The sequence below is a fragment of the Falsiroseomonas sp. HW251 genome, from assembly GCF_050563545.1.
In the GTDB taxonomy this organism is placed as follows: Bacteria; Pseudomonadota; Alphaproteobacteria; order Acetobacterales; family Acetobacteraceae; genus Falsiroseomonas.
On the sequence record NZ_JBNXUM010000015.1, the window covers coordinates 80643 to 100990 of the forward strand.

The following is a 20348-nucleotide window of genomic DNA, read 5'->3' on the forward strand; positions in this document are numbered from 1 at the left end:
GCGGCTCATTGCATCCCCTCAAGCTTGATCGACAGAGAGGCTCGGCGCCATGGCCGTTCCGAAAAAGAAGGTTTCGCCGTCCCGTCGCGGGATGCGTCGCAGCCACCACGCCCTGAGCGCGAATGCGCATCAGGAATGCTCCAACTGCGGCGAGCTGAAGCGCCCGCACCACGTCTGCTCGCATTGCGGGCACTACGACGGGCGCGAGGTGATCGCCGCGGAAAAGGCCGGCGGCGTCGTCCGGAACTGAGGCGACGGGTGGGTCGCCCCTGGGCTCGCCTGATGGGCCTTCGCGAGGAGACGCCCCGTGGCTGACGCGGGACGGGCCGTTCCGGCCTTCTCCCTCGCGATCGACGCCATGGGCGGCGACCACGCGCCAGAGGTCGTGCTGGACGGCCTGGAGCTCGCGGCCGAGCGGCATCCGCATGCCCGCTTCCTGCTCGTCGGCGATGAGGCGCGCGTCGGCGCGCTACTGGCCCTGCGGCCCCGGGCGGCGAAGGCCTGCTCCCTCCGGCACGCGCCCGAGACGATCTCTGGCGACCTGAAGCCGACGGCGGCGCTGCGCATCCGCGGATCGTCCATGCGCGTAGCGATCGACGCGGTGGCGGCCGGCGAGGCCTCGGGCGTCGTGTCGGCCGGCAACACCGGGGCGCTGATGGCGCTGGCCAAGATCGTGGTGAAGACGCTGCCGGAGATCGATCGGCCGGCGCTCGCGGCCATCGGGCCTTCCGCGCGCGGCGACGTCGTGATGCTCGACCTCGGCGCCAACGTGCAGTGCGACGCCCGCAACCTCATCGAATTCGCGGTGATGGGCGATGCCTTCGCGCAATCCGTGCTCGGGCTGACCAGGCCGACCATCGGGTTGCTGAACGTGGGGTCGGAAGAGCTGAAGGGCGACGAGCGCGTGCGGCTGGCTGCCGAGACGCTGCGCGACTCCGTCTATGGCAACAACTTCCGCGGTTTCGTGGAGGGCCACGACATCGCGGCCGGCACGGTGGACGTAATCGTCACCGACGGCTTCACCGGCAACGTCGCGCTCAAGACCGGCGAGGGCGCGCTGAAGCTGATGCGCGACCTGCTGCGCCAGGTCTTCACCAGTTCCATCCCGGCGAGGATCGGCTACCTGCTCGCCAGGCCCGCGCTGGATCGCCTGCGTGAATGGATGGATCCCCGCCGCTACAACGGCGCGGTGCTGATCGGGCTGAACGGCGTCGTGGTGAAGAGCCATGGCGGGACCGACGCGCTGGGCTTCGCGCATGCCGTTGATGTCGCGATGGACATGGTGACGCACCGCTTCAACGACCGCATCCGCGAGGGGCTCGCCCGCCTCGCCGAGACCGCGCCGCGCGCCGCCGCGGCGCGCTGAGGGAGGCTCCCATTTCCGCGTATCGCGCTGTCATCGCGGGGACCGGCGGCTACCTGCCGGAGCGGTCGCTGACCAACGACGAGCTCGCGGCCTGGAAGGGGCTCGAGACCTCCGACGCCTGGATCATCGAGCGCACGGGCATCCGCCGCCGCCACATCGCGGCCGATGGCGAAACGGCGTCGGACCTCGGCGTCAAGGCCGCGCTGGCGGCGCTGGCGCAGGCCGGGGCCGAGGCCGGCGAAGTGGACGCGATCCTGGTCGCGACCTCCACCCCCGACAGCGCCTTCCCCGCGACCGCGGTGCGCATCCAGGGAAAGCTCGGCGTGACGAAGGGCTTCGCCTTCGATGTGGCGGCGGCCTGCACGGGCTTCGTCTATGCGCTCGGCCTCGCCGACGCGCTGGTCCGCACGGGCCAGGCGCGCGGCGTCCTGGTGATCGGGACCGAGGTCTATTCGCGCATCCTGGACTGGACCGACCGCGGGACCTGCGTGCTGTTCGGCGACGGCGCCGGCGCGGTGTTCCTTCGGGCGGAGAAGGGGGACGCCGCCGGGAGCAGGGGCATCCTGTCGTCGCACCTGCATTCGGACGGCCGCCACGGCGACATCCTGCAGATCGAGGGCGGCGCGGGCTCCACCGGCGGCACCGGATTGCTGCGCATGGCAGGCCGCGAGGTCTTCAAGCACGCCGTGACCAAGCTCGCCGCGGTGGTGGACGAGACGCTGGCGGCGAACGGCCTCGGCCATGGCGACGTGAACTGGCTGGTGCCGCACCAGGCCAACATCCGCATCATCGAGGCCATGGGCAAGAAGCTGCACATGTCGATGGACCGGGTGGTGGTCACGGTTGACCGGCACGCGAACACCTCGGCCGCCTCGATCCCGCTGGCGCTGGCCGAGGCGACGCGCGACGGGCGGATCGGCAGGGGCGACCTGGTGCTGATGGAAGCGATCGGCGGCGGGCTGACCTGGGGCGCGACGCTGGCGCGGTTCTAATGCGCTTTTCCAACGGCTTCGCGGGCGATCCTCGGATCGCGTCGAGGCCGAATGCACCGCTTCCGGAATGGCCGGTTGACGTTGCCACCGCATACGGCTTTTCTTGACTGTTGAAGGGGTTGCGGCGCTAGGCTGCGCTCGCGATCCACCGGGCCTGTGCAGGGAAGCCGCCATGAAAACGATCACGCGCGCGAACCTCGCCGAGGCCATCTACGCCCAGGTCGGCCTGTCCCGCAACGAGAGCGCCGCGCTGCTCGAGACCGTGCTGGAGCGCATGTCCGCCACGCTGGAAGCCGGCGAGGCCGTGAAGATCTCCGCCTTCGGGTCCTTCGTCGTGCGCCAGAAGGGCAAGCGCGTCGGGCGTAACCCGAAGACCGGCGTGGAAGTCCCCATCCTCCCACGAAAGGTGCTCTCCTTCCGCCCGTCCCAGGTGCTGAAGGCGAAGCTCAACCCCGGCATGGCGCCGGAACCGGATGACGAGGCATGAGCGACGAGACCGCCGGCGTCGAGCCCCGCCCCAAGCCGCGCAAGGCGCCCACCGCCTTCCGCACGATCAGCGAGGTCGCGGACGAACTTCAGATCCCGCAGCATGTGCTGCGCTTCTGGGAGAGCAAGTTCCCGCAGCTCAAGCCGCTGAAGCGCGGCGGGGGGCGGCGCTACTACCGACCCGAGGATATCGGCCTGCTGAAGCGCATCTCCGACCTGCTCTACACCCAGGGATACACGATCAAGGGCGTGCAGCGCCTGCTGCGCGACGGCGGGCTCGAGGAGGCGATGGGCGAGGGTGGCGCGCCGCCGGATGCCGAGCCCGACGAGCTCGACGATCCCCACACCGCGGCGCTGCGCGAGGCGCTCGCCGTGCTGGAGGGCCTGGCGCATGAGTTGCGCGCCCTGGTGGCGCGGAACTGACGCCAGCGGCCAGGCGGCGTCTGCCCGCTTGACCATCCGACCGGCGAGGCGCTCCGGCGCGCTGCGCTGCCGGGCTTCTGCCGGCGCTCGCCTCGGGCTGACAGCTGGGCAGCGCGGCGGTAGGACAGCCGCCCCCGCCCACCCGGAGACGGCGTGCTCGATCCCGCCCTCATGGCCGATCTGCGCTGGCGCTACGCGGATCCCGCGCGGAGCTGGCACAACTGGGACCGCGTGGCGGCGCTGCTCGGCATGGCGGAGGACCTGTCCCACGCCGTCGCGGAGCGCGCGCCCTTCATCCTGGCCGTGCTCTACCACGCCGCCGTCTTCGACCGCCGCCGGCACGACTGGGACGCTGCGAGCGTAGCGCTTATGCGGTCGACGCTGCGCCTGCCCGCACCGGTGCTGGACCGGGCGGAGGCGCTCATCCTGGCCATGGCGCGCGGGGCGTTGCCGGCCGCGCGCGATCCCTCGCTGCGGGGCGACGCGGCGCTCCTCCTCGACATGGACAACGCCGTGTTGGGGGAGCCTGCCGCCGCCTTCGAGGCGCATGAGGCGGCCTGGCGGCGGGAATACGCGCACCTCAAGGACGAGGCCTATGCGGCGGGCCGCACGGCGGCGCTGGAGATGCTGCTGTGGCGGGAGAGGGTCTACTGGACCGACCGCTTCCACCTGGAGCGCGAGAAGCGGGCCAGGCGCAACATCGAGGGATTGATCGAGCGGCTAAGGCGTTGGTGAGTCGCGGTTTTGCGCGGACCTGCCGGGGCTAGCCTTCCGCCGCGTCCCGGTGCTATCCACCGCGGCGTCGGAGCGTAGCGCAGCCTGGTAGCGCATCAGTCTGGGGGACTGGGGGTCGTGGGTTCAAATCCCGCCGCTCCGACCATTTCTCCCCCGCCGCTCCAAGACTTGCCCGCCCCGGACCCGCGACCCGCTCAGGCGCCCTCCGCGCCGAGGAAGGCGTCGCGCGCGAGCCCATGCTTCTTCAGCAGGCGCCCGAGCCGACTGCGTTCCTTGCCGGACAGCCGCGCGGCCTCGCTGACATTCCCCCGCGTCCGGGTCAGCAGGTCCACGAGGTAGCGTCGCTCGAAGCCCTCGATCGCGGCGGCCTTGGCGGCATGGAAGGGCAGGCCGCCGGACTGCACCTCGCTGGCTTCGTCCTGCCCGTCCTCCGCCGCACCGATCACCGGCCCGTCGGAGAGCAGGAAGGCGCGATGAATGAAGTTCTCGAGCTCCCGCACATTGCCCGGCCACGGCCTGTCGCCCAGCGACGCCCGCAGCCCGGGATCGAGCGCGCGCGGCGCGCCGCGATACTGTTCCGACAGGCGCCGGACGAAGAGATCCGCCAGAAGCGCGGCGTCGCCGGGACGCTCGCGCAGCGGCGGCAGGCGCAGCGCGAGCACATCGAGGCGGAACAGCAGGTCCTGCCGGTATTCGCGTCGCCCGGCCATCGCGGCGAGGTCGGCATTGGTCGCGGCGATGACGCGCAGGTCGGCCCGGCGCATCGCCTGGCCGCCTACGGGGCGGTATTCCCGGTCCTGCAGGAAGCGCAGCAGCGCGACCTGCGAACGCGCGCCGAGGCTGTCCACCTCGTCGAGGAAGAGCGTGCCGCCTTCGGCCTGGGCGATGACGCCCTCGCGCGCTTCCCGCGCATCGGTGAAGGCGCCGCGGGCATGGCCGAAGAGCTCGCTCTCGACGAGCTGCTCGGGGATTGCGCCGCAATTCACGGCGATGAAGGGCGCGCCGCGCCGCGCGCCGAGATAGTGGATCGCGCGGCCCGCTAGCTCCTTACCGGTCCCGGTCTCGCCCTGGATGAGGACGGTTGCGTCGCATCGGGCGATCCGCTCGATCAGCCGCAGTGCCGCTTGGAAGCTGGCGGAGTGCCCCACCAGGTTGAGTCCAGCGAAGCCGTCCGCCACCCCCGCGGGTCCTTGATGGCCCCGACGCGCGCATCCTGCCGCGACTGTCATGTGACCCTCGCCCGAGAGCATACCGGCGGTTGTGAGGCTAATGCGCGGGGGTTCCGGGCCGCAACAGCGGAAGAAGCGGCTCAGGGGTCTGGCGGCTCGCCTTCGCCCTCCTTGCTGCTGTGGTCGCCGCCGCCATTCAGCAGGCTCTTCAGGGTCTCAGCGTTCAGCGGAGGGGGGTTGAAGGTGACCTTCTTCGGGTCGAACACAATGCTGTTATCTCGGCTGTAGTAGTCCACCGGTGCGGTAACGCCGATCGAGAGATTCGTGCCGACCTCCTTCTCCAGCAGCGTCCAGGATTTGCGCCAGAGATTCCAGTAGTGGCCCCAGGCGCCAACGACGATGCCGACGGAGCCGACGACTCCGAACTTCAGCTTGGGCGTGAGCGTCGTGTCGAGCTGGGCATGAAGGTGCAGGCCAGTGGTGGGCGTCCAGTCCACATCCACCTGCGGCGAGGCCTTCGCATCCACCCCGACACCGGCCTTGACGTCGAGATCGGCCTTGAGCTTGAGGCCGACCCCGGCCGACACGGCCGCGTTGAGCTTGGCGTCCACGCCGGCCGCGGCGGGCAATTCGAACCGCGCCTTGCCCGTGATGTGCAGGCTGTCGGGCTGCGCGGGGTCGAAGTCGAGCACGCCGATCTCGGCCTGCGTGAGCTTGCCCGGGCCGACGCTCGCATAGCCTTCGGCACCGGCGCTGACGCTGAGGTCGATGCCCGCGCCGGGCGCGCCGAGCAGCGGGACGACGAAGGGGGGCGTCGAGAAGATCTCGCGCCGGTCGGCAGGCGGCTTCGGGTATTGCTCGAAGATCGTCACCGCCTCGGCGATGCCGACCCTGCCGCTGATCAGCAGGCTGCCGGTCGGCTTCAGCTTGATGCCGACCTTGCCCGCGAGCTGTGGTGCGATCTTCGCGGTGACGTCGCCCTTGCCATACAGGCGCAGATCCGGCCCGGGCTCGGTGCCCGACAGCGTCCCTTCCGGCGTGACAGCGCGGTTGGTCAGCCCGACCTCGACATCGCCGGAGAAGATGCTGCGGCTGAAAGAGGCCGAGACCGTGCCGTCGAAGAGGCCGTCGTTGTAGGCGAGGTTGATCTGCGGCGACATGCCAGGCAGGTCCGGCTTGATCGTGCCGGCGGCCGAGACCTTCCACGCATCGTCCTTCTGGACCAGCGTGACCTTGATGCTGCCGCTCGACAGGCCCGGGATCCCGGCGCCGAGCTGCAGCTCGCCCGCGACGAGGAGCGAATCCGCCCCCGACGCATCGGGGCCGTAGGTTACGGAAAGCCCCGCATTCTGCACGCCGGGCAGGTCGGGCTCCACCGTGCCGTCGGCGTGGAAGACGCCCTTCTCGTATTTCGCGGCGACCTTCGCGCTGCGGACCCCCTTGATCTTCTTCGGGTTGGTGATGGCGAGGTGGCCGGCGCCGCCGAAGCCTTCGTCGCTGCGGTACCAAAGCTTCATGCTGGCTTCGTCGAAGAGCCGCGGATCGGGGCGGAAGCTGCCTTCCAGCGAGAACTTGCGGCTGTCGAGCTCGGCCGTCAGGACGCCCTGGCCGAAATTGCGGATGGTGAAGGCCAGGCTGCCGCCGACGCTGACCGCGACGCCGTCATAGCCGATCGTCACGCTCGCGCCGTCCACCGTCAGGCCCGGGATCTTCATCCGCTCCGCGAGCGACGTGACGTCCACGGTGTGGAAGATGCCGACCTTGCCGTTGTGAATGCGGCCCGGGATCCTCAGCCCGGCGAGCGCCGGATGATCGGGCGTGATGGCCGCGCCGGCGAAGACGCCGTTGCCGACGGTGAGCCCGGTGATCTCCATCGGACTCAGCGGCTCGAAGGTCGCGGGGATCAGGTTCTCCGTGCCGTTGGGGCCCGGCGTCGGCTTGGAGGCGATCTTCACGGCGTAGGGGTTCTTCGCCTTCTGGATCGCCAGCGAGTGGCGGGGGCCCTTCGGGAAGGTCACGGCGGGGCCGAGGTCGAGATCGCCCTCGAGCTGGCCGACCGGCGTGTCGGCGGCGACGCCCGCGGTGCCGCCGAGCTGCGCGATGCCGACCGACAGCGAGGCGCCGGTGATGTTGAACCCCGCGATGCCGCCGAGGCCGTCCTTCGGCACCTTGATCCCGTCGCCCGAGACGGGCAGCCGCGCGACGACCATCAGCCCCGTGGGCGAGAGCAGCGACAGCCTGTCCGCCTTGCCGTCGAGCGGCGTGTTCGACTTCGGCAGCAGCTTCGTCGCGGGTTCGGCAGCCTCGATCTGCTTGATCGACCAGAAGGACGAGTCGCCCTCGTTGCGCCGGGACTGCCGCCCACGCCCCTCCACCGCCTGGAAGACGATATCATAGTTGGTCTTCACGAAGTCCGGCGTCGGCTGGGCCGGCATCGCGACGCCGGGCAGCGCCGGCAGGGAGGCCGGCTTCGCCGCCAGTTCCTGCCGGATGGCGTTGTTGATCTCGTGGCTGAAGGACGAGCCGACGGAGCCGTTATGCGTCTGGTTCAGCAGCTCGAAATTCGACACGGCGTCCTCGCCGCCGAGCTGGAACTCCACCATGTGGTCCACCTGGAAATCCTGCGGCGCGCCGTAGATGTCCCAGTCCGGCCGCTGGAGCTTCTCCTTGATCTCCGCCTCGGTGCCGGTCAGCGGCTTGCCGCCGACGAAGGCGCTGCCGCCTTCCTGCTGCAGCGGCAGGCTCCAGGGGCCGCTGGCGGGCTTGTGCAGGGCCGGGATCTTCGACAGGTCGATCTTGACGCCCTTCTTCCACTCCCCGACCTGGTCGGTCCCGCGCGTCGCCGCGTTGTAGGCGCGCGGCCGGCGAAGCACCTTCTTCAAGGCCCTGGCCGCGTAGGACGGCGAATGGCGCCCCTTGATCGGCGGGATCTGCAAGGAGCCCGTGACGGCGAACTCGGAGGCGCCGGGCGTCGCCGCACCGCCGCCCTTCGGTGCCGCGCCGCCGGCGGGATTGCGCATGACCATGCGCGTCACGCCGCCGGATTGCTGCACCACATGCGTCAGCTCATGCGCGAGCAGCCGGCGGCCTTCCGGCGTCTCCGGCTCGTACTCGCCGCCGGCGAAGGCGATGTTGTCGCCGATGGTGAAGGCGCGCGCGCCGATCCGGCGCGACGCCGCATCGGCCTTGGCGTCGTCATGGATGCGCACGCGGGAGAAGTCGCGGCCGAACTGCCGCTCGAAGGCCGCGCGCGTCGCGGCATCGAGCGGCGTGCCGGTGCCGAGGTCCTTGGCGAAATCCGACGGCACGGTCGGCCGCGAGGGATCGTTCCTGTCGGCGCCCTCGCGCGAGATGGCGGGCGGGTCGTGCCGCGGCGCGACGCCGCGCCCGGCGCCGGCCATGGAGCGCATGACCTTGTCCGCGACCTGGTCGGCCTCGCGCTCCACAGGGTCGCCCGGCGCGCTGACCGCCATCTTGGCGCGCACCGCCATGCGGTCCAGGCGCTGGCCCGCCTCCGCCGCGTCCTTGCCGGCCTGGTTCGCGGCGTCGGGCTTCGCCGCGCCGGGCCGCGCGCCCGCCTGCGTCGCCTGCTGATCCTTGCCGGCCGCGTCCTTGGTGCCGGGCTTGTCGGGCGCCTTCGCCGCGCCTTTCGCCGCGTCCTTCGCCGCGTCCTTCTGGGGCGGTGGCTTTTTCTGCGCCTCGGGCGGGGCGGGGGGCATGGTCAGTTGATCGCGGCGAAGAACAGGATACTGGCGCCGATCGCGCCGTCGCCGAAGGACGCGACCTTCGTGGCGCTGACCTGCGGCGCCGGCGCCGTGCCGAGCTGCTTGCAGACCTGCCGGTGATCGGCGAGCGCGACGGCCGCGGCGCCCGAGGCGGTAGAGGCGAGGGCGAGATGCCCATCGCCCATGAAGGCGCCGTTGGCCGCATTGCGAACGAGCTTCATGTCGTCCGCGTTCGGCGTCCCGGCGGCATCGAGCCGCACGGTCACCGCCGTGCCGAGCTTCGACGTGCGGGCCAGCCAGGCCTCCGTGCCGCCGGTCTTCTTCAGGTCGTCCCGCACGCGCGATCTCAGGCCGGTCTCCACGACGAAGACGCGGTGGACACGCTGGCTCGCCTTGGCGTCCGCGACGGTCGCGATCAGCATCCCGCCATCGAAGGCGGGATCGCCGAGCCCGGCTGGCGGGGCGGCGATGGCCGCCAGTTCACCCGTTGCCGGCGGGGCGACCAGGCCCTCCAGCATCTCCGTCAGGCGCTGCAGCCTGGCGCGGTTCTGCCAGCCCTGTCCGGTCGTCGGCGCCGTTTCCCAGACCCGGCCGAGCAGCGCGCGGGGACCCGGCGAGGCCTGCTGCCAGGCCCGCAGGATCTCGGCCCGGCTTTCCTCGGGCATCTGCGCGGCATCGGCGTAGCGCAGCACCTGCACGCGCGCGATGTCGAACTTTGCCAGCGCGCCGGCATCGTTGCCCGCCAGCGCCGCCTGCAGCGCCTTTGCGGCGCCCTCGTCCGGCAGCTTCGCATGCAGCACGACGAAGCGCTCCGTCACCGGCGCGGCGGCGGCCGCTCCCTGGCAGCCCTGGCGACGGCGCCGGAACAGCACGAAGTCGCGCGTCGCGTTCAGCAGCGCCTGGCCCGCGGGGTTCGCGGCGTCGGCAAAGAGCTTGCGGCGCGCCGCCGCGGCAAAGGCCTCGTCCTCCGTCGCGTCGCCGAGCTTCTGCAGGGCATCGAGCGCCTGCAGGCGCGCGGGGCTTTCCGGCGCGAGCGCCGGGATTTCCGTCAGTTCGACCGGAATGTCGTCATCGTCCTCCGCGGTGAGCGTCGCGTGTCTCGGCGCGCCGCTCCATGACGCGACCAGAGCCTCGTCCCCGGCGGTGCTGTCGCGGCGATGAAGCCGCATGCGCAGCCGCCCATCGGCCGCGTCGCCCCGGCGGCTCAGGGTGAGATCGAAGCGCAGCGCGGCCGGCTCGGGCGGCGCGTCGCTGCCGGTCCGTTGCAGCGTCGCCTGCGCGGCCAGCACGACGCGGATTCCGGTCTCTCCGGGACCCACGGGGAAGGGACCGGTGACCAGCGTGATCCGGCCCTCGCCGGCCAGGATGTCGGCCTCGCTTTCCGTCTCGTCGCCCGCCGTCGCCACGCGCAGCCGCCGCTGCTCGACGCGCGCGGGGATCTCGTCGCCCGGCGTGCCGGCGAAGGGATCGCCGTCGATGCGAAGTTCGAGCCAGCTGGTCTCGTCGATCCGCCGCTTGCCGTCCTGCTTCGCGTCGGGGTCGGTGTGCATCAGCACGACCAGCAGGCCGCCATCCGCGCCGACGATCCGGCTGCGGCCGACGCCGACCAGGTTCACGCGCTGCCGCTGGAAGGAGCCGATGGTGCCCAGGCGGCGCTTCGCGACCGCGCCCGCCAGCGTGTCCTTCAGCTCCGCGGTCGCGCCGGCCAGGGTCTCCTCGGCGGTCGTGCCGTCGCGCGGGGCCGGGGCGCCGGCGATGCCGGCCCGCGCCAGGTTCTCGACCAGGCCGGACAGCATCCGCGCGCTCCACTGGATGCCGCCGGCGCCACCGGCCGCGCCGACGACCTGCCCGTCGGGGACGAAGATCTCGACCTCCTCGCGCCGGGACGGGTCGTCCAGGCCGCGCGTCAGCGAGATGCGGTCCATGTGCTGCGCCTCCTCGAGCAGATGACCGAGGTGATCAAGCGGCACGGCACAGAAGGTCAGCGCGACGCCTTCGCCCATCATGCGGCGGATCTGCGCGTTGACCGGCAGCTGGCCCGCGATGACGGGCAGGTAGCCCGCCGGCGGCAGCTGCACGAAGCCGCCGGCGAGGAGCATGCGGTTCGGCGTCGCCGTGCCCAGGCTGTCCTGCGCGTCGCCGAGCCGCTTCGCCAGCGCCTCGATCCGCTTGAAGGCCGTGGCGAGCGGACCGGCGGCTTCCGCGCCCTCGGCCGATTTCTCGGCGCCGACCATCTTCAGGATTCGCCTGTTGCCCTCGGCGTAGCCGGCGCGCGCGGCCTCCAGGTCCTTCAGCGAGTCCGCGAGCAGCGCGCGCAGCTTCGCGCAATCGTCGTCGGCCTGCGGCGTGAAGACGGGCGAGCCCTTCTGGAACAGGCCGGAGAGCTGGCACTGGAACTGCAGGATCTGGGCGAGGAAGACGTTCCAGGGCCGCATGCGCATCCGGCCCTGCCAGTAGCTTCGGGCCTGCGGCTCCATCCGCTCGCGACGGGCGGACCAGGCATCTAGCACGCGGATCGTGCTGCCCTCGCGCACCAGCAGCCCGATCGGCACCTCGTCGCGGGTGTAGAGGCTGGCGGGCCCGCACCAGATGGAGGAAGCGAGCCCCTGCGCCGACAGCAGCGCGCCGGGGATGCCAGGCTCCTCCGCGAAATAGGCGCTGGCGACGCGGCTGCGCAGATGCGCGGCGCCGAAGGGAACCGCGCTGCTCGTCGGCAAGGTCAGCGTGACCGGGCGCAGCCGCAACACCAGCCCCTCGCGCCAATAGGGGCGCTCGGTGTCGGTGACGCAGGCATCGGCGCAGAGCCGGCCGAACACCTCCTCGCTGCCGCAGAGCGCCTGGGCGGGGCCGACCGTGACCTCGTAGATGCCTTGGCCCGCGGTGTCGGCCGCGGTCGCGGCGGCCGGCACGCAATCCCCGAAAACACCTTTGCCGCCGGCCTCCTGCGCGGATTGCGCGGCGGCGATCAGGTCGGCGATGGCGACCTCCATCCCCTGCGTCAGCAGCGCGACGCGGCCGGTCGGCATGATCGCGTGGCCCGGCGAGACCGCCAGCGCGCCGCCGACCTGGCCCAGCCCGAGCCCATGCACCACGCCCCAGCCGCCAGCGAGGTTCGACAGGCGGAGCGCCTCGCGGTGATAGTCCTGTTCCTGCGTCAGCGCGTCGGCGCGGAGATACTTGCCGTCGAAGAAATGCAGCCTGGTGAGCGGCGAGCCTGCCTCGATCTTCACCACGCCGTCGCCGTCCTTGGTTCCGCTCATCGTCAGCTCCTCGGCAGGGTGAGGGATTGGTCGGTGCCGTCGGCGTCGGGCGTCGGCGCGCCGGCGGGGATGAGGTCGGCGCCGAGCAGCGGCGTCGCGCCGCGGCCGAGCGCGGTCACGCGGAGACGCTGGCCGGACGGGGCGCGGTCCAGCTTCAGGGCGACGGTGGTGTCGGTGACGTCGCCGATGACGAGGGCGAAGGCCTTCCAGCCCGTCGCGCCGTCGAATTCCGTGACGGCGAAGGCATCGGCGGTCACGCTGGCCCCGGCGATCGCGCGGTCGAAGCGGAGCGTCACCTCCTGCGCGCCGAGCGTCGCTTCGGCCAGCACCGGACCGGCCGGCGCGGCGGGCGGCGGCCGCAGCGCCTCCAGCAGCTGCGTCGGCAGCAGCGTGGCGCGGCCATCGATGGAAACCGACGCCACATCCGTCTGCCAACCGGCATCGGTGAGCCGCAGCGAGACGCCGGTCAGGCGCGCGAGGACCATGCAGTCCGTCCGGTCCTCGACCCCGTCGATGTCGGGCGGCGGCAGCCAGACCGGCGGCGCTACGGGATCGGCAGTGGCGGCTGCGGCCCGCGCCGCGACGGCGCGCCACAGCGCAGCCTCGGCCGCCGCGCGTTCCGCGCCGGACAGCGCGCCGAGCGCGGCGATGCCAGCGGCCAGCCAGGCCTCGTCGGCGTCGTTGGCATCGGGCGGCACCAGTCCCGCCAGCCGCCGCAGCAGCCGGTAGGACGGCGCGCCCGGCACCGCATCCGGCGTGCCGGCGGGACGCCGCACCAGGGTCAGTTTCGCGGTCTCGCAGATCCGGGCAAAGGCAATCTCGCCGCCTCCTTCCGCGCAGGGATCGGCGATGGCGGGCACCGGCCGCGACAGGCAGGTGGCGGCGGAGAGCAGCACGTCGGCATCGAAGGTCGCGCTGTCCTTGTCCGGAATGTCGGCGAAGGCGTCCGTGTCGCGGTTCTGCATCCACCAAGCCGGCAGCCCGAGGCATTGCGCGACCTCGATCGAAAGGTCGCGGCCCCTGGCGTCCACGGCGAAGCCGGGCTCGACGCGGATCTCCTGCTTCTCCGCGTCGAAGCCGACGCCCATGCCGTGCACCACGCCCCAGCCATGCAGAAGGCGCTGGTGGCGGCGGTGATGGCCGAGGTGGAAGCCCTGCTCGGCCCGGAAATCCTCGACGCCGAGCAGCAGGCCGAAATGGTAGTTGACTGCGCAATCCGGCTGGTCGGGCAGGGTGCCGCCGCAGCGCGGATCCGCCCCCCCGCAGCCGCATCCGCAATCCGTGGCGCTCGACATGCCGCTCAGGCCTCGGCCACGAAGTGGGAGAGCGCGCGGCGCCGGCGCGGCGCGACCTCCTTGGCGGCCATCGCCGCATCGGTCGCGGCGGCGGATTGCGCGGCGATCGCGATGGCGGCGCGGGCTTCCGCGGCCGCGCCGTCCATGGCGGCGGCGAGCGCGGCTTCCTTCGCCGCAATGTCGGCGGTGAGCGCGGCGGGGCTCGCGGCAGCGACGGCCTCGAGCGTCGCGACCGCGTCGTCCAGCGCGTCGAGCCGCGTCCAGAGCGCGTCGGGGATCGCGATGAACCAGGCCGCGAGCAGCTTGCGATCATCGGCCGTGATGTCGTCGACGGCGTCGTCGAAGGCCTTCTTTGCGTCCGCGACGTCCTTGCGCTTCGCCTTCGGCGGGTCGTTCGCGGCCAGTTCGTCCTCGGTCGCGTCGGGGGTGGTGGCGCGCGCCGCGGCCAGCGCGGCGGCATAGGACCTGCGCTTCGCGTCCAGCGTCGTCGCGGCCTCGTCGGCCAGGGTCAGCCTGGCCAGCGCGTCCTGGCGATCCGATTCCAGCGTCGCATCGAACAGGGCGTCGCGCTGTTCCGCCGTGAGCGGGGAGCCCGGCTGGGCGGCGAGCGCGGCCAGCGCCGCCTCCGCATCCCTGACCTGCGGCGCCGCGTTCAGGAAGGCCGCGAGCTTCGCTACCGAGGCATCCAGCGCGCGGCGCAGGCGCGGCAGCTTCGCGGCATCGCGCGTCGTCGCCTCCTGCCAGGCGGACTCGGCGTCGAGCGTGTCCGCGGCGATGGCGTCCGCCAGGGCGAGTGCGTCGTCGCCGCGCTGGCGCCGGGCGCGGATGCGGTCGAGCAGGCTCTTCTCCGGCGCGGCGGCATCGGCGGGAATGTCGGCTTCCACCTTCGCCTTCGCCGCGGCGAGGGGCGCGCCGAGCCCCGTCGTCGCGGCGGCCTTCAGCGCCGTCGCGGACGGCGCGTTGGCAGCGGTCTTCAGCGCCTCGCGCCGGTCGGTCGCCTTGCGCTCCGCCGCTTCCGCGGCCGCCGCGACGTCGAGCGCGGCCCCCACGGCGGCCGCCTGCGCGGCCAGGCGCGGCGGCGCGGCGCGGGCGAGGCCGCCGGCTTCCTGCGCGGCGACCTGCGCCGCCTCCGCCTCGCGCAGCGCGACCAGCGCGGCAGCAAGCGCGGCGAGCTGCGGCGTCGCGTCGGCCGGGGTCGGGATGGCGGCCAACGCGCGGCGCGCCTTCTCGGCATCCGCGCGGCGATCGTCGATGACCTTGGCGGCCGCGGTCAGCGCGGCCTCGGCCGCCGCCTGCGTCGCGGCGGCGTCGCGCTGCGCCTTCGCGACGGCGGCGAGCGCGGCCTTGAGCCTCGCAGTGTCGGCGATGCGGGCGGCGAGCGGGGTCGTCGAAGCGGGCATCAACGCCTCCTCAATGCGGTGCGGGCAGGGCGGGGTGGGCGGGCGGGCGGCCGGGCCAGGCGCGGCCCGCCTTCTCGAATTCGCGCGCGACGGCGGTCAGCAGGTGGTCCTGCGCGATGCGCGTGCCGGGCGCGGCGGCGGCGAGATAGGCGGCGCCGAGGGCGGCGTTGCGGATCTGGGCGCCGGAGAGCGCGTACCATTCCGCGAGCTCGCCGAGATCCACATCGGGACCGAGCGGCGCGGCGGCGGGGATGTGCAGCTGCCACAGCCTGGCGCGCATCGCGACATCGGGCTCGACGAAGCCCACGATGTCGTCGAAGCGGCGCGTGAAGGCGGGATCGAGGTTGCCGCGCAGGTTGGTCGCGAGGATCGCGACGCCCTGGAAGCGTTCCAGCCGCTGCAGCAGGTAGGCGGTCTCGAGGTTGGCGTAGCGGTCGTGCGAATCCTGCGCCTCGGTCCGGCGGCCGAACAGCGCATCGGCCTCGTCGAAGAAGAGGACGGCGCGCGCGCGCTCCGCGAGCTCGAAGACGGCGGCCAGGTTCTTCTCGGTCTCGCCGATCCATTTCGACACCAGGCCGGCGATGTCCGCCACCAGCAGGTCGAGCCCGAGAGCGTGGGCGATGGCCTCCGCCGCCAGGGTCTTCCCGGTGCCGGGCGGGCCGTGGAAGAGCAGCCGCGTGCCGCGCCGGTCGCCGCGGTCCTGCGCGAAGCCCCAATCGTCGAGCACGGTGAGTTGGGCACGCACGCGCAGCACGGCGTCGGCCAGCTGGGACGCCGCCTGCTGCGGGAGCAGCAGGTCCGACCAGCCGGCGCGCGGCACGACGCGGCGCACGCCGGGGCGCGCATGAGTTGCGGTGCGCGTGCGCAGCGCGTCGGCGATGTCGGCCTGGCCCAGCGGGCCGGCGCCGGTGGCCTGGCGCAGCGCGAGGTCAGCGACGATGCCGCGGGCTTCCTCGGGCTCCACGGGGTAGCGCGCGGCGAGCGTGGCGGGTTCGAGCTGCGGTAGCAGCGCGCCCCACATGCGCCGGCGCGCGGTCGCGGGCAGCGGCGCCAGGCGCAGAGGCAGGACCGGCAGGTCGAAGGGCGGGATCGCGCGCTCCTCCTCCGCCGTCACCACGATCGGTGCGTCCAGGACCAGGCCGCGCGGCAGGGCAGGGGACGGTGCCTCGGCATCGCCGGAGAGGTCGAGCCAGGGGACTGCGCGGTGCAGGAAGGCGACAGAGATGGCGTCGCGCGCGGCGTCGCCGCGTGTCGCGGCGTCGTCGCCCGCATGAAGCGCGGCACGCACGGCGCCAAGGCCGAGCTGGCCGAGCAGCGCGCGGAGGCGCGTGGCGCGCACGGCCTGGGTCTGGCCGGTCAGCGCGATCAGCGCGGGCGTGCCCTGGCCGAGCGCGGCGAGGGCGCGCCGAACGTCGGGCTGGGCGAGCCAGGCCTCGAGGCCCGGCACGCTGCGGAATCCCGGCAGCAATTCGGCCTCCGGCGCGCGGTCGTTGAGCGCGGCCCAGAGGCCGGGGCCGGGACGCAGCGCGCGGCCATGCCAGGGGCCGTCGCCGGCGCAGCGGAGCAGGCCGAGCGGCGCGACGGGCGCGTGCAGCAGCAGGTCCTCGACGCCATCGCGGCAGGCCAGCGCGTCGTCACTTTCGGCTTCGAGCCATTGCAGCGCGAGGGCGACGCTGGCCTCGGGGCGCGCGTCACGGTTGAACAGACGGAGCAGCGCGGCGAAGCCTTCATGCACCTCCGGCAGGCAGGTGAGCAGCGCGAGATCGACGAGCGTCGCGCCGTCGGACGCCAACCCGGCGATGCGATCGAGCGGATGGGTTGCGTCGTCGCGCGCGGCGGCGAGCGCATCCTCGCCCAGGCCGACGAAGGCGGCGAAGCGCGCGGGGAAGGCCAGCGCGTCGGAATCCGCGAAGCCGGCCAGCGCCTCCGCCAGGCGGAGCCCGAGCGCGGCGGCTTCCAGGCGCGTGCGGTGGCGGGTGTCAGGCATAGCGGAACCTCACGACGCAGCCGAGCCAGGGAAGGTGGCCGGGATCGAGGTCGATGGCGCCGCGCCGCAACCGCGCATCGGCGAAGGAGAGCGGGAACGCTGCCTCGATCCAGCCGGGCTCGATGGTGAGCAGCGCGTCGCGGCGGCAGAGATCGGGCAGCCAGGTCTCGCGGTCGTCTGGCGGGCCAAGGCGATCATGCAGCGCGGCTTCCAGCGCGGCGATGGCGAGCGGCGCCAGCTGTTCCGGCAGGTCGCGAGGCTCCGGCCAAGTGCCGCCGCAGAAGGCGCGCAGGCCGTGATCGTCGGGCGGCGCGCCGAGGCCGAGGCCAATTGCGTGCAGCGCCGCCGGCAGCGCCTCGTCCAGCTCCTCGGCCAGGCCTGTCGTGGCCAGCAGCGGCAGCAGGAAGAGCAGCCCGCCCCATTCGGTGGCGAGCGGACCGGCGAGCGGCGGCAGGTCGGGCGCCGGCGGGGCGTCTTCCGCGGCGCCCGGCGTCGTGGCGCGGGTGTGCGCGTGCGGCACGGCGGCCGTCACTGCCGCGACCCCTTCGGTGGGGATGATCGCCTCGACGGTCGCGCTCGCTGCAGCAACCCGTGCCGGCGACGGCACCGCCCCGCGCGCGGTCGCGCGGGCCAGCAGGCGCGCAAGGGCGTCGCGACGATGCACGGCCAGCGCCGGGCGGGCGCCGATCCAGGACAGCAGCGCGGTGGCGACCGGATCGGCCGCGCTGAGCGGGAGCGGCGCGACCGGCGCGGGGTCGTCGGCGCCGAGGGGCAGCAGCGCCTCCCACTGCTGCGCGGACAGCGCGCCGAGCAGCGCGGTCAGGCTGCCGGCCTGCGGCTCGGCCAGGATCAGCCGGGCCAGGATCGGCCAGGCCGATCCGGGCTCCTCCGCGACCAGCGCGACGGCGGCGTCCAGCGCGTCGCGCGCATCCCGCGTCGCGGTTTCCGGCAGCACCGCCGCCTGGCGCCAGGCCCAGGCGCGCGACATGTCGCCGGCGGCGGCGCGGTGCAGCAGGTCCGCGATCGCCTCGCGCCGGTCGCGCCAGAGCACGACGTCCGCGCCCTTGTACGCCGTGGCGTGGTCGCGCAGCGCGGCTGCGATGACGGCGTCCAGCGCCTCCTCCAGCTTCATCCCGAGCCGCGCCGTACCGTCGCTGTCGCGGATTCGGGTGACGAGGTCGAGGCGGCGGATACAGAGGATGACGTCCGTCTCCGCCGCCGCGGGCACAGCCATGCGGCGTGGCGCCTCATCCCAGCCGCGGATCTGTTCCTCCGACAGGGCTTCGTCGGCGCGATACCGGTTGCGCCAGGTCGCGACGGAGAGGCTCATAGCGCGGCGCTCCACCCGTCCGGCGCGGGCCGGTCTAGGGCGGGGCGGCCCAGCAGGTCGCCGCGGCCGAGCGCGGACTCGCCGAGCGTGAGCCGTCCGAAGGCGGCGCCGCGGCCGATGGCGGAGGCGAGCCCGACATGCAGCCCGACGCCGACGCGCGAGCCCGCCTCCACGGTGCAGAGGTCGAAGAGCGTGTGGGCGGGCTTGTGCGTCTCCACCAGACGGCGGGCGCAGGCCAGTTGCTCCTCGGTCAGCCGCGCGACGAGCAGGACAGTGAAGCGGTGCGCCGCTGTCTCCGGCGCCTCGGCGCCGTCCAGCGCCGTCGCCTCCTGCACGCCGATGGCGCCGCCGACGCGCCAGCCCGCGCCGAGCACGCCGCGCGATTCTGCCGGCGCGGCGTTGCCGACAACGCCGCCGCCACGCAGGCGGAACCGCTCGATGATCAGCACCTGGCCGCCGGTCAGGATCTCCAGCATGCGGCAGAGGCCGCGGGGCGTGCCGCGGATGCGGAACAGCGCCGAGGCCTCCGCGATCATCCTGCGGCGCGCGGCTTCCGGCCAGCAGGGGTCCATCGCCAGCCCGACCAGCGAGGCCAGCCAGTCCAGGCTTTCCTTCGGCGCGACGCGCGGGTCGAGGATGCGGTGGCGCAGCGCCTCCGCCTTGCGCCATTCCGCCAGCAGCGCGGCCGGGTTGGCGAGATAGGGGCCGAGGAAGTCACGCGCGCGCGGATCGCGCCACAGCACGCGCGGCAACTGGCGCAGCAGCCCGTGGTCCTGCGTCTCCACCCGGATGCCGCGCAGCCGCGGCGTGCGCGCGCCGTTGCCGCGCAGCGTCACGACCAGCCAGAGGAAGCGGCCGGGCGGCGCGATGACCGGCGCGTCGAAGGTCAGGAAGGGCGGATCGGCGCCCGGCGCCAGCGGCGGCGGGGAGGCATCGCGATGTAGCGCCTGTTCCGGCGGCGGCGCGACGGTGAGCGCGAGGACGGAGGGCAGGGGCGTCAGCCCGGGATCGGGGATCGCGTCGAGCGTCTCGCCCGCCGGCGCGACGCGCGTGGCGGGATCGGGCATGTCGAGGTCGTCGCGCGTGAAGCAGCGCAACGTGACGCGCGTGCCTTCCGGCACGCAGGCCTCCATCAGGATGCGGCCCCAGGGATTGCCGTCGCGCTCGCTGTCCAGCGCGAAGCCGAGCAGCGTCGCCTCGGTCGCGTAGCGCGTGCGGGCCGGTGCGGCATGACGCAAGCCGCGCGCAGTCCAGTAGGCGATGCGGCCATCCGGCGCACGGGCGATTCCCCGCCCGTCATAACCCGGTGCCTGCAGGGCGGCATGTGGAGCAAGGCTGCGGCCGGCGAGGAGGAAGCGCCGGAACTCCTCGCCAGGGCGGCGGGCGACGGTGACGAGAAGGCCGTCCGGCGTCGGATCCGCCAGCAGGTCGGTTGCGAAGGGCACGCGCCGGGGATCGGACCGGCCATCCAGCGCGGCGATCTCCGCCTCGGCCGTCCCCGCTGCGACCAGCACCAGCGCGCGGCCGCGCGCCATGGCGAGGCGGTCGGCGGCGGGAAGGCCGGCGGGCCAGGGCAGGCGGCGCGGCGGATCGCATGGCGAGGCCGCGACCCAGCCGGGCTCGCTGCCGTCGGGCTGCGCGACCAGCACATGCGCGCGGCCATCGTCCATCGCGACGTCGCGCGGCGGGGCGGGCAGCGCAATGCGGCGCGCGACTTCGCGCTGCCAGATGTCGACCAGCCACAGCGCGGGCTCGTCGCCGGCGTCGGCGACGTAGAGGTAATCCGCTTCGTCGCAGGCCAGCGCGATCGGGCGCTTCGGCAGCGCCTGCGCCGGCGCGAAATCCACGCTTTCCGTCGCCGCGCCGGTGATGTCGAAGGGATGCGGCGGGTCGGCGACGACGTTCAGCGCGGTCTGCTTGCCCCAGACCACGTAGTCCAGCGCGCCATCCTCCGGCCGCGGGTGGAAGAAGCGGCCATGGCAGTCGAAGGCCGGACCCGCGAAGCCGCCCGTGAAAGGCGTGTCGCCGAGCGCAGGCGGCGTCGGCGGATCGAGCGGCGCGAGAGTGACGACGTCGCCCTGCAGCGCGGCGGCCGGCTGATCGCCCGACATGGCGAAGCTGCAGCGCTCCCACATTGGGCGGCCGAGGATCGCCAGCTCGGGGCCGCCGGGCAGGCGCAT

13 protein-coding genes, 1 tRNA gene and 1 pseudogene are annotated in these 20348 nt (G+C 73.3%); 7 read left to right on the forward strand and 8 right to left on the reverse strand.

Features of this window, described 5'->3' with window-relative positions; translation table 11 throughout:
- Window positions 1-49 precede the first annotated feature (49 nt).
- The 7 genes and pseudogenes from rpmF (at window position 50) to ACLF3M_RS18860 (ending at window position 4147) form a co-directional block, all read left to right on the forward strand.
- Entirely contained in the window at window positions 50-250 is a 201-nt protein-coding gene (rpmF, locus tag ACLF3M_RS18830) for a 50S ribosomal protein L32 (protein ID WP_430658511.1), read from the forward strand.
- Between the two features lie 57 nt (window positions 251-307).
- On the forward strand, window positions 308-1366 hold the full coding sequence (plsX, locus tag ACLF3M_RS18835; protein WP_430658512.1) for a phosphate acyltransferase PlsX: 1059 nt from the start codon (window positions 308-310) through the stop codon (window positions 1364-1366).
- Window positions 1367-1377: 11 nt separating this feature from the next.
- On the forward strand, window positions 1378-2358 hold the full coding sequence (locus ACLF3M_RS18840; RefSeq protein ID WP_430658582.1) for a beta-ketoacyl-ACP synthase III: 981 nt from the start codon (window positions 1378-1380) through the stop codon (window positions 2356-2358).
- Between the two features lie 172 nt (window positions 2359-2530).
- On the forward strand, window positions 2531-2845 hold the full coding sequence (locus tag ACLF3M_RS18845) for an integration host factor subunit alpha (RefSeq protein WP_430658513.1): 315 nt from the start codon (window positions 2531-2533) through the stop codon (window positions 2843-2845).
- Window positions 2842-3195, forward strand: a pseudogene (locus ACLF3M_RS18850) (MerR family transcriptional regulator); the annotation flags it as partial. The gene ACLF3M_RS18845 and the pseudogene ACLF3M_RS18850, both read left to right, overlap by 4 nt.
- Before the next feature lie 225 nt (window positions 3196-3420).
- Window positions 3421-4002, forward strand: coding sequence for an HD domain-containing protein (locus ACLF3M_RS18855; protein WP_430658514.1), 582 nt, complete (start codon window positions 3421-3423; stop codon window positions 4000-4002).
- Window positions 4003-4070: 68 nt separating this feature from the next.
- Window positions 4071-4147 (forward strand) — tRNA-Pro (locus tag ACLF3M_RS18860).
- A 49-nt stretch (window positions 4148-4196) separates the two neighbouring features.
- Here the strand turns inward: ACLF3M_RS18860 and ACLF3M_RS18865 are convergent.
- The 8 genes from ACLF3M_RS18865 to ACLF3M_RS18900 all read right to left on the reverse strand — a co-directional run bounded on the left by ACLF3M_RS18865 (window position 4197) and on the right by ACLF3M_RS18900 (window position 20348).
- Window positions 4197-5180 carry a sigma 54-interacting transcriptional regulator gene (locus tag ACLF3M_RS18865; RefSeq protein WP_430658515.1) on the reverse strand — a complete coding sequence of 328 codons (984 nt, stop codon included), beginning with the start codon at window positions 5178-5180 and terminating at the stop codon, window positions 4197-4199.
- A gap of 131 nt (window positions 5181-5311) precedes the next feature.
- Window positions 5312-8890 carry an eCIS core domain-containing protein gene (locus ACLF3M_RS18870; protein WP_430658516.1) on the reverse strand — a complete coding sequence of 1193 codons (3579 nt, stop codon included), beginning with the start codon at window positions 8888-8890 and terminating at the stop codon, window positions 5312-5314.
- Window positions 8891-8892: 2 nt separating this feature from the next.
- On the reverse strand, window positions 8893-12156 hold the full coding sequence (locus ACLF3M_RS18875) for a hypothetical protein (protein ID WP_430658517.1): 3264 nt from the start codon (window positions 12154-12156) through the stop codon (window positions 8893-8895).
- A gap of 2 nt (window positions 12157-12158) precedes the next feature.
- A complete protein-coding gene (locus ACLF3M_RS18880) occupies window positions 12159-13451 on the reverse strand; it encodes a hypothetical protein (RefSeq protein WP_430658518.1) in 1293 nt (430 codons plus the stop codon).
- A gap of 5 nt (window positions 13452-13456) precedes the next feature.
- The gene (locus ACLF3M_RS18885) at window positions 13457-14851 is read right to left on the reverse strand and encodes a hypothetical protein (protein WP_430658519.1); all 1395 of its coding nucleotides are present in this window, start codon (window positions 14849-14851) and stop codon (window positions 13457-13459) included.
- A 10-nt stretch (window positions 14852-14861) separates the two neighbouring features.
- Window positions 14862-16838 (reverse strand): AAA family ATPase, encoded by a 1977-nt coding sequence (locus ACLF3M_RS18890; protein ID WP_430658520.1) that lies wholly within the window; start codon window positions 16836-16838, stop codon window positions 14862-14864.
- Entirely contained in the window at window positions 16831-18168 is a 1338-nt protein-coding gene (locus ACLF3M_RS18895; protein WP_430658521.1) for a hypothetical protein, read from the reverse strand. The genes ACLF3M_RS18890 and ACLF3M_RS18895 overlap by 8 nt, the downstream gene beginning before the upstream one ends.
- Entirely contained in the window at window positions 18165-20348 is a 2184-nt protein-coding gene (locus tag ACLF3M_RS18900; protein ID WP_430658522.1) for a phage tail protein, read from the reverse strand. Before ACLF3M_RS18900 ends, ACLF3M_RS18895 begins: the two co-directional genes overlap by 4 nt.

Excerpts from the sequence above, each read along its gene's own strand:
- rpmF (WP_430658511.1), top strand. The coding sequence starts at position 50 with ATGGCCGTTCCGAAAAAGAAGGTTTCGCCGTCCCGTCGCGGGATGCGT.
- ACLF3M_RS18845 (WP_430658513.1), top strand. The coding sequence starts at position 2,531 with ATGAAAACGATCACGCGCGCGAACCTCGCCGAGGCCATCTACGCCCAG.
- ACLF3M_RS18870 (WP_430658516.1), bottom strand. The coding sequence starts at position 8,890 with ATGCCCCCCGCCCCGCCCGAGGCGCAGAAAAAGCCACCGCCCCAGAAG.
- ACLF3M_RS18875 (WP_430658517.1), bottom strand. The coding sequence starts at position 12,156 with ATGAGCGGAACCAAGGACGGCGACGGCGTGGTGAAGATCGAGGCAGGC.
- ACLF3M_RS18880 (WP_430658518.1), bottom strand. The coding sequence starts at position 13,451 with ATGTCGAGCGCCACGGATTGCGGATGCGGCTGCGGGGGGGCGGATCCG.
- ACLF3M_RS18885 (WP_430658519.1), bottom strand. The coding sequence starts at position 14,851 with ATGCCCGCTTCGACGACCCCGCTCGCCGCCCGCATCGCCGACACTGCG.
- ACLF3M_RS18890 (WP_430658520.1), bottom strand. The coding sequence starts at position 16,838 with ATGCCTGACACCCGCCACCGCACGCGCCTGGAAGCCGCCGCGCTCGGG.
- ACLF3M_RS18895 (WP_430658521.1), bottom strand. The coding sequence starts at position 18,168 with ATGAGCCTCTCCGTCGCGACCTGGCGCAACCGGTATCGCGCCGACGAA.
- ACLF3M_RS18900 (WP_430658522.1), bottom strand. The coding sequence starts at position 20,348 with ATGCGCCTGCCCGGCGGCCCCGAGCTGGCGATCCTCGGCCGCCCAATG.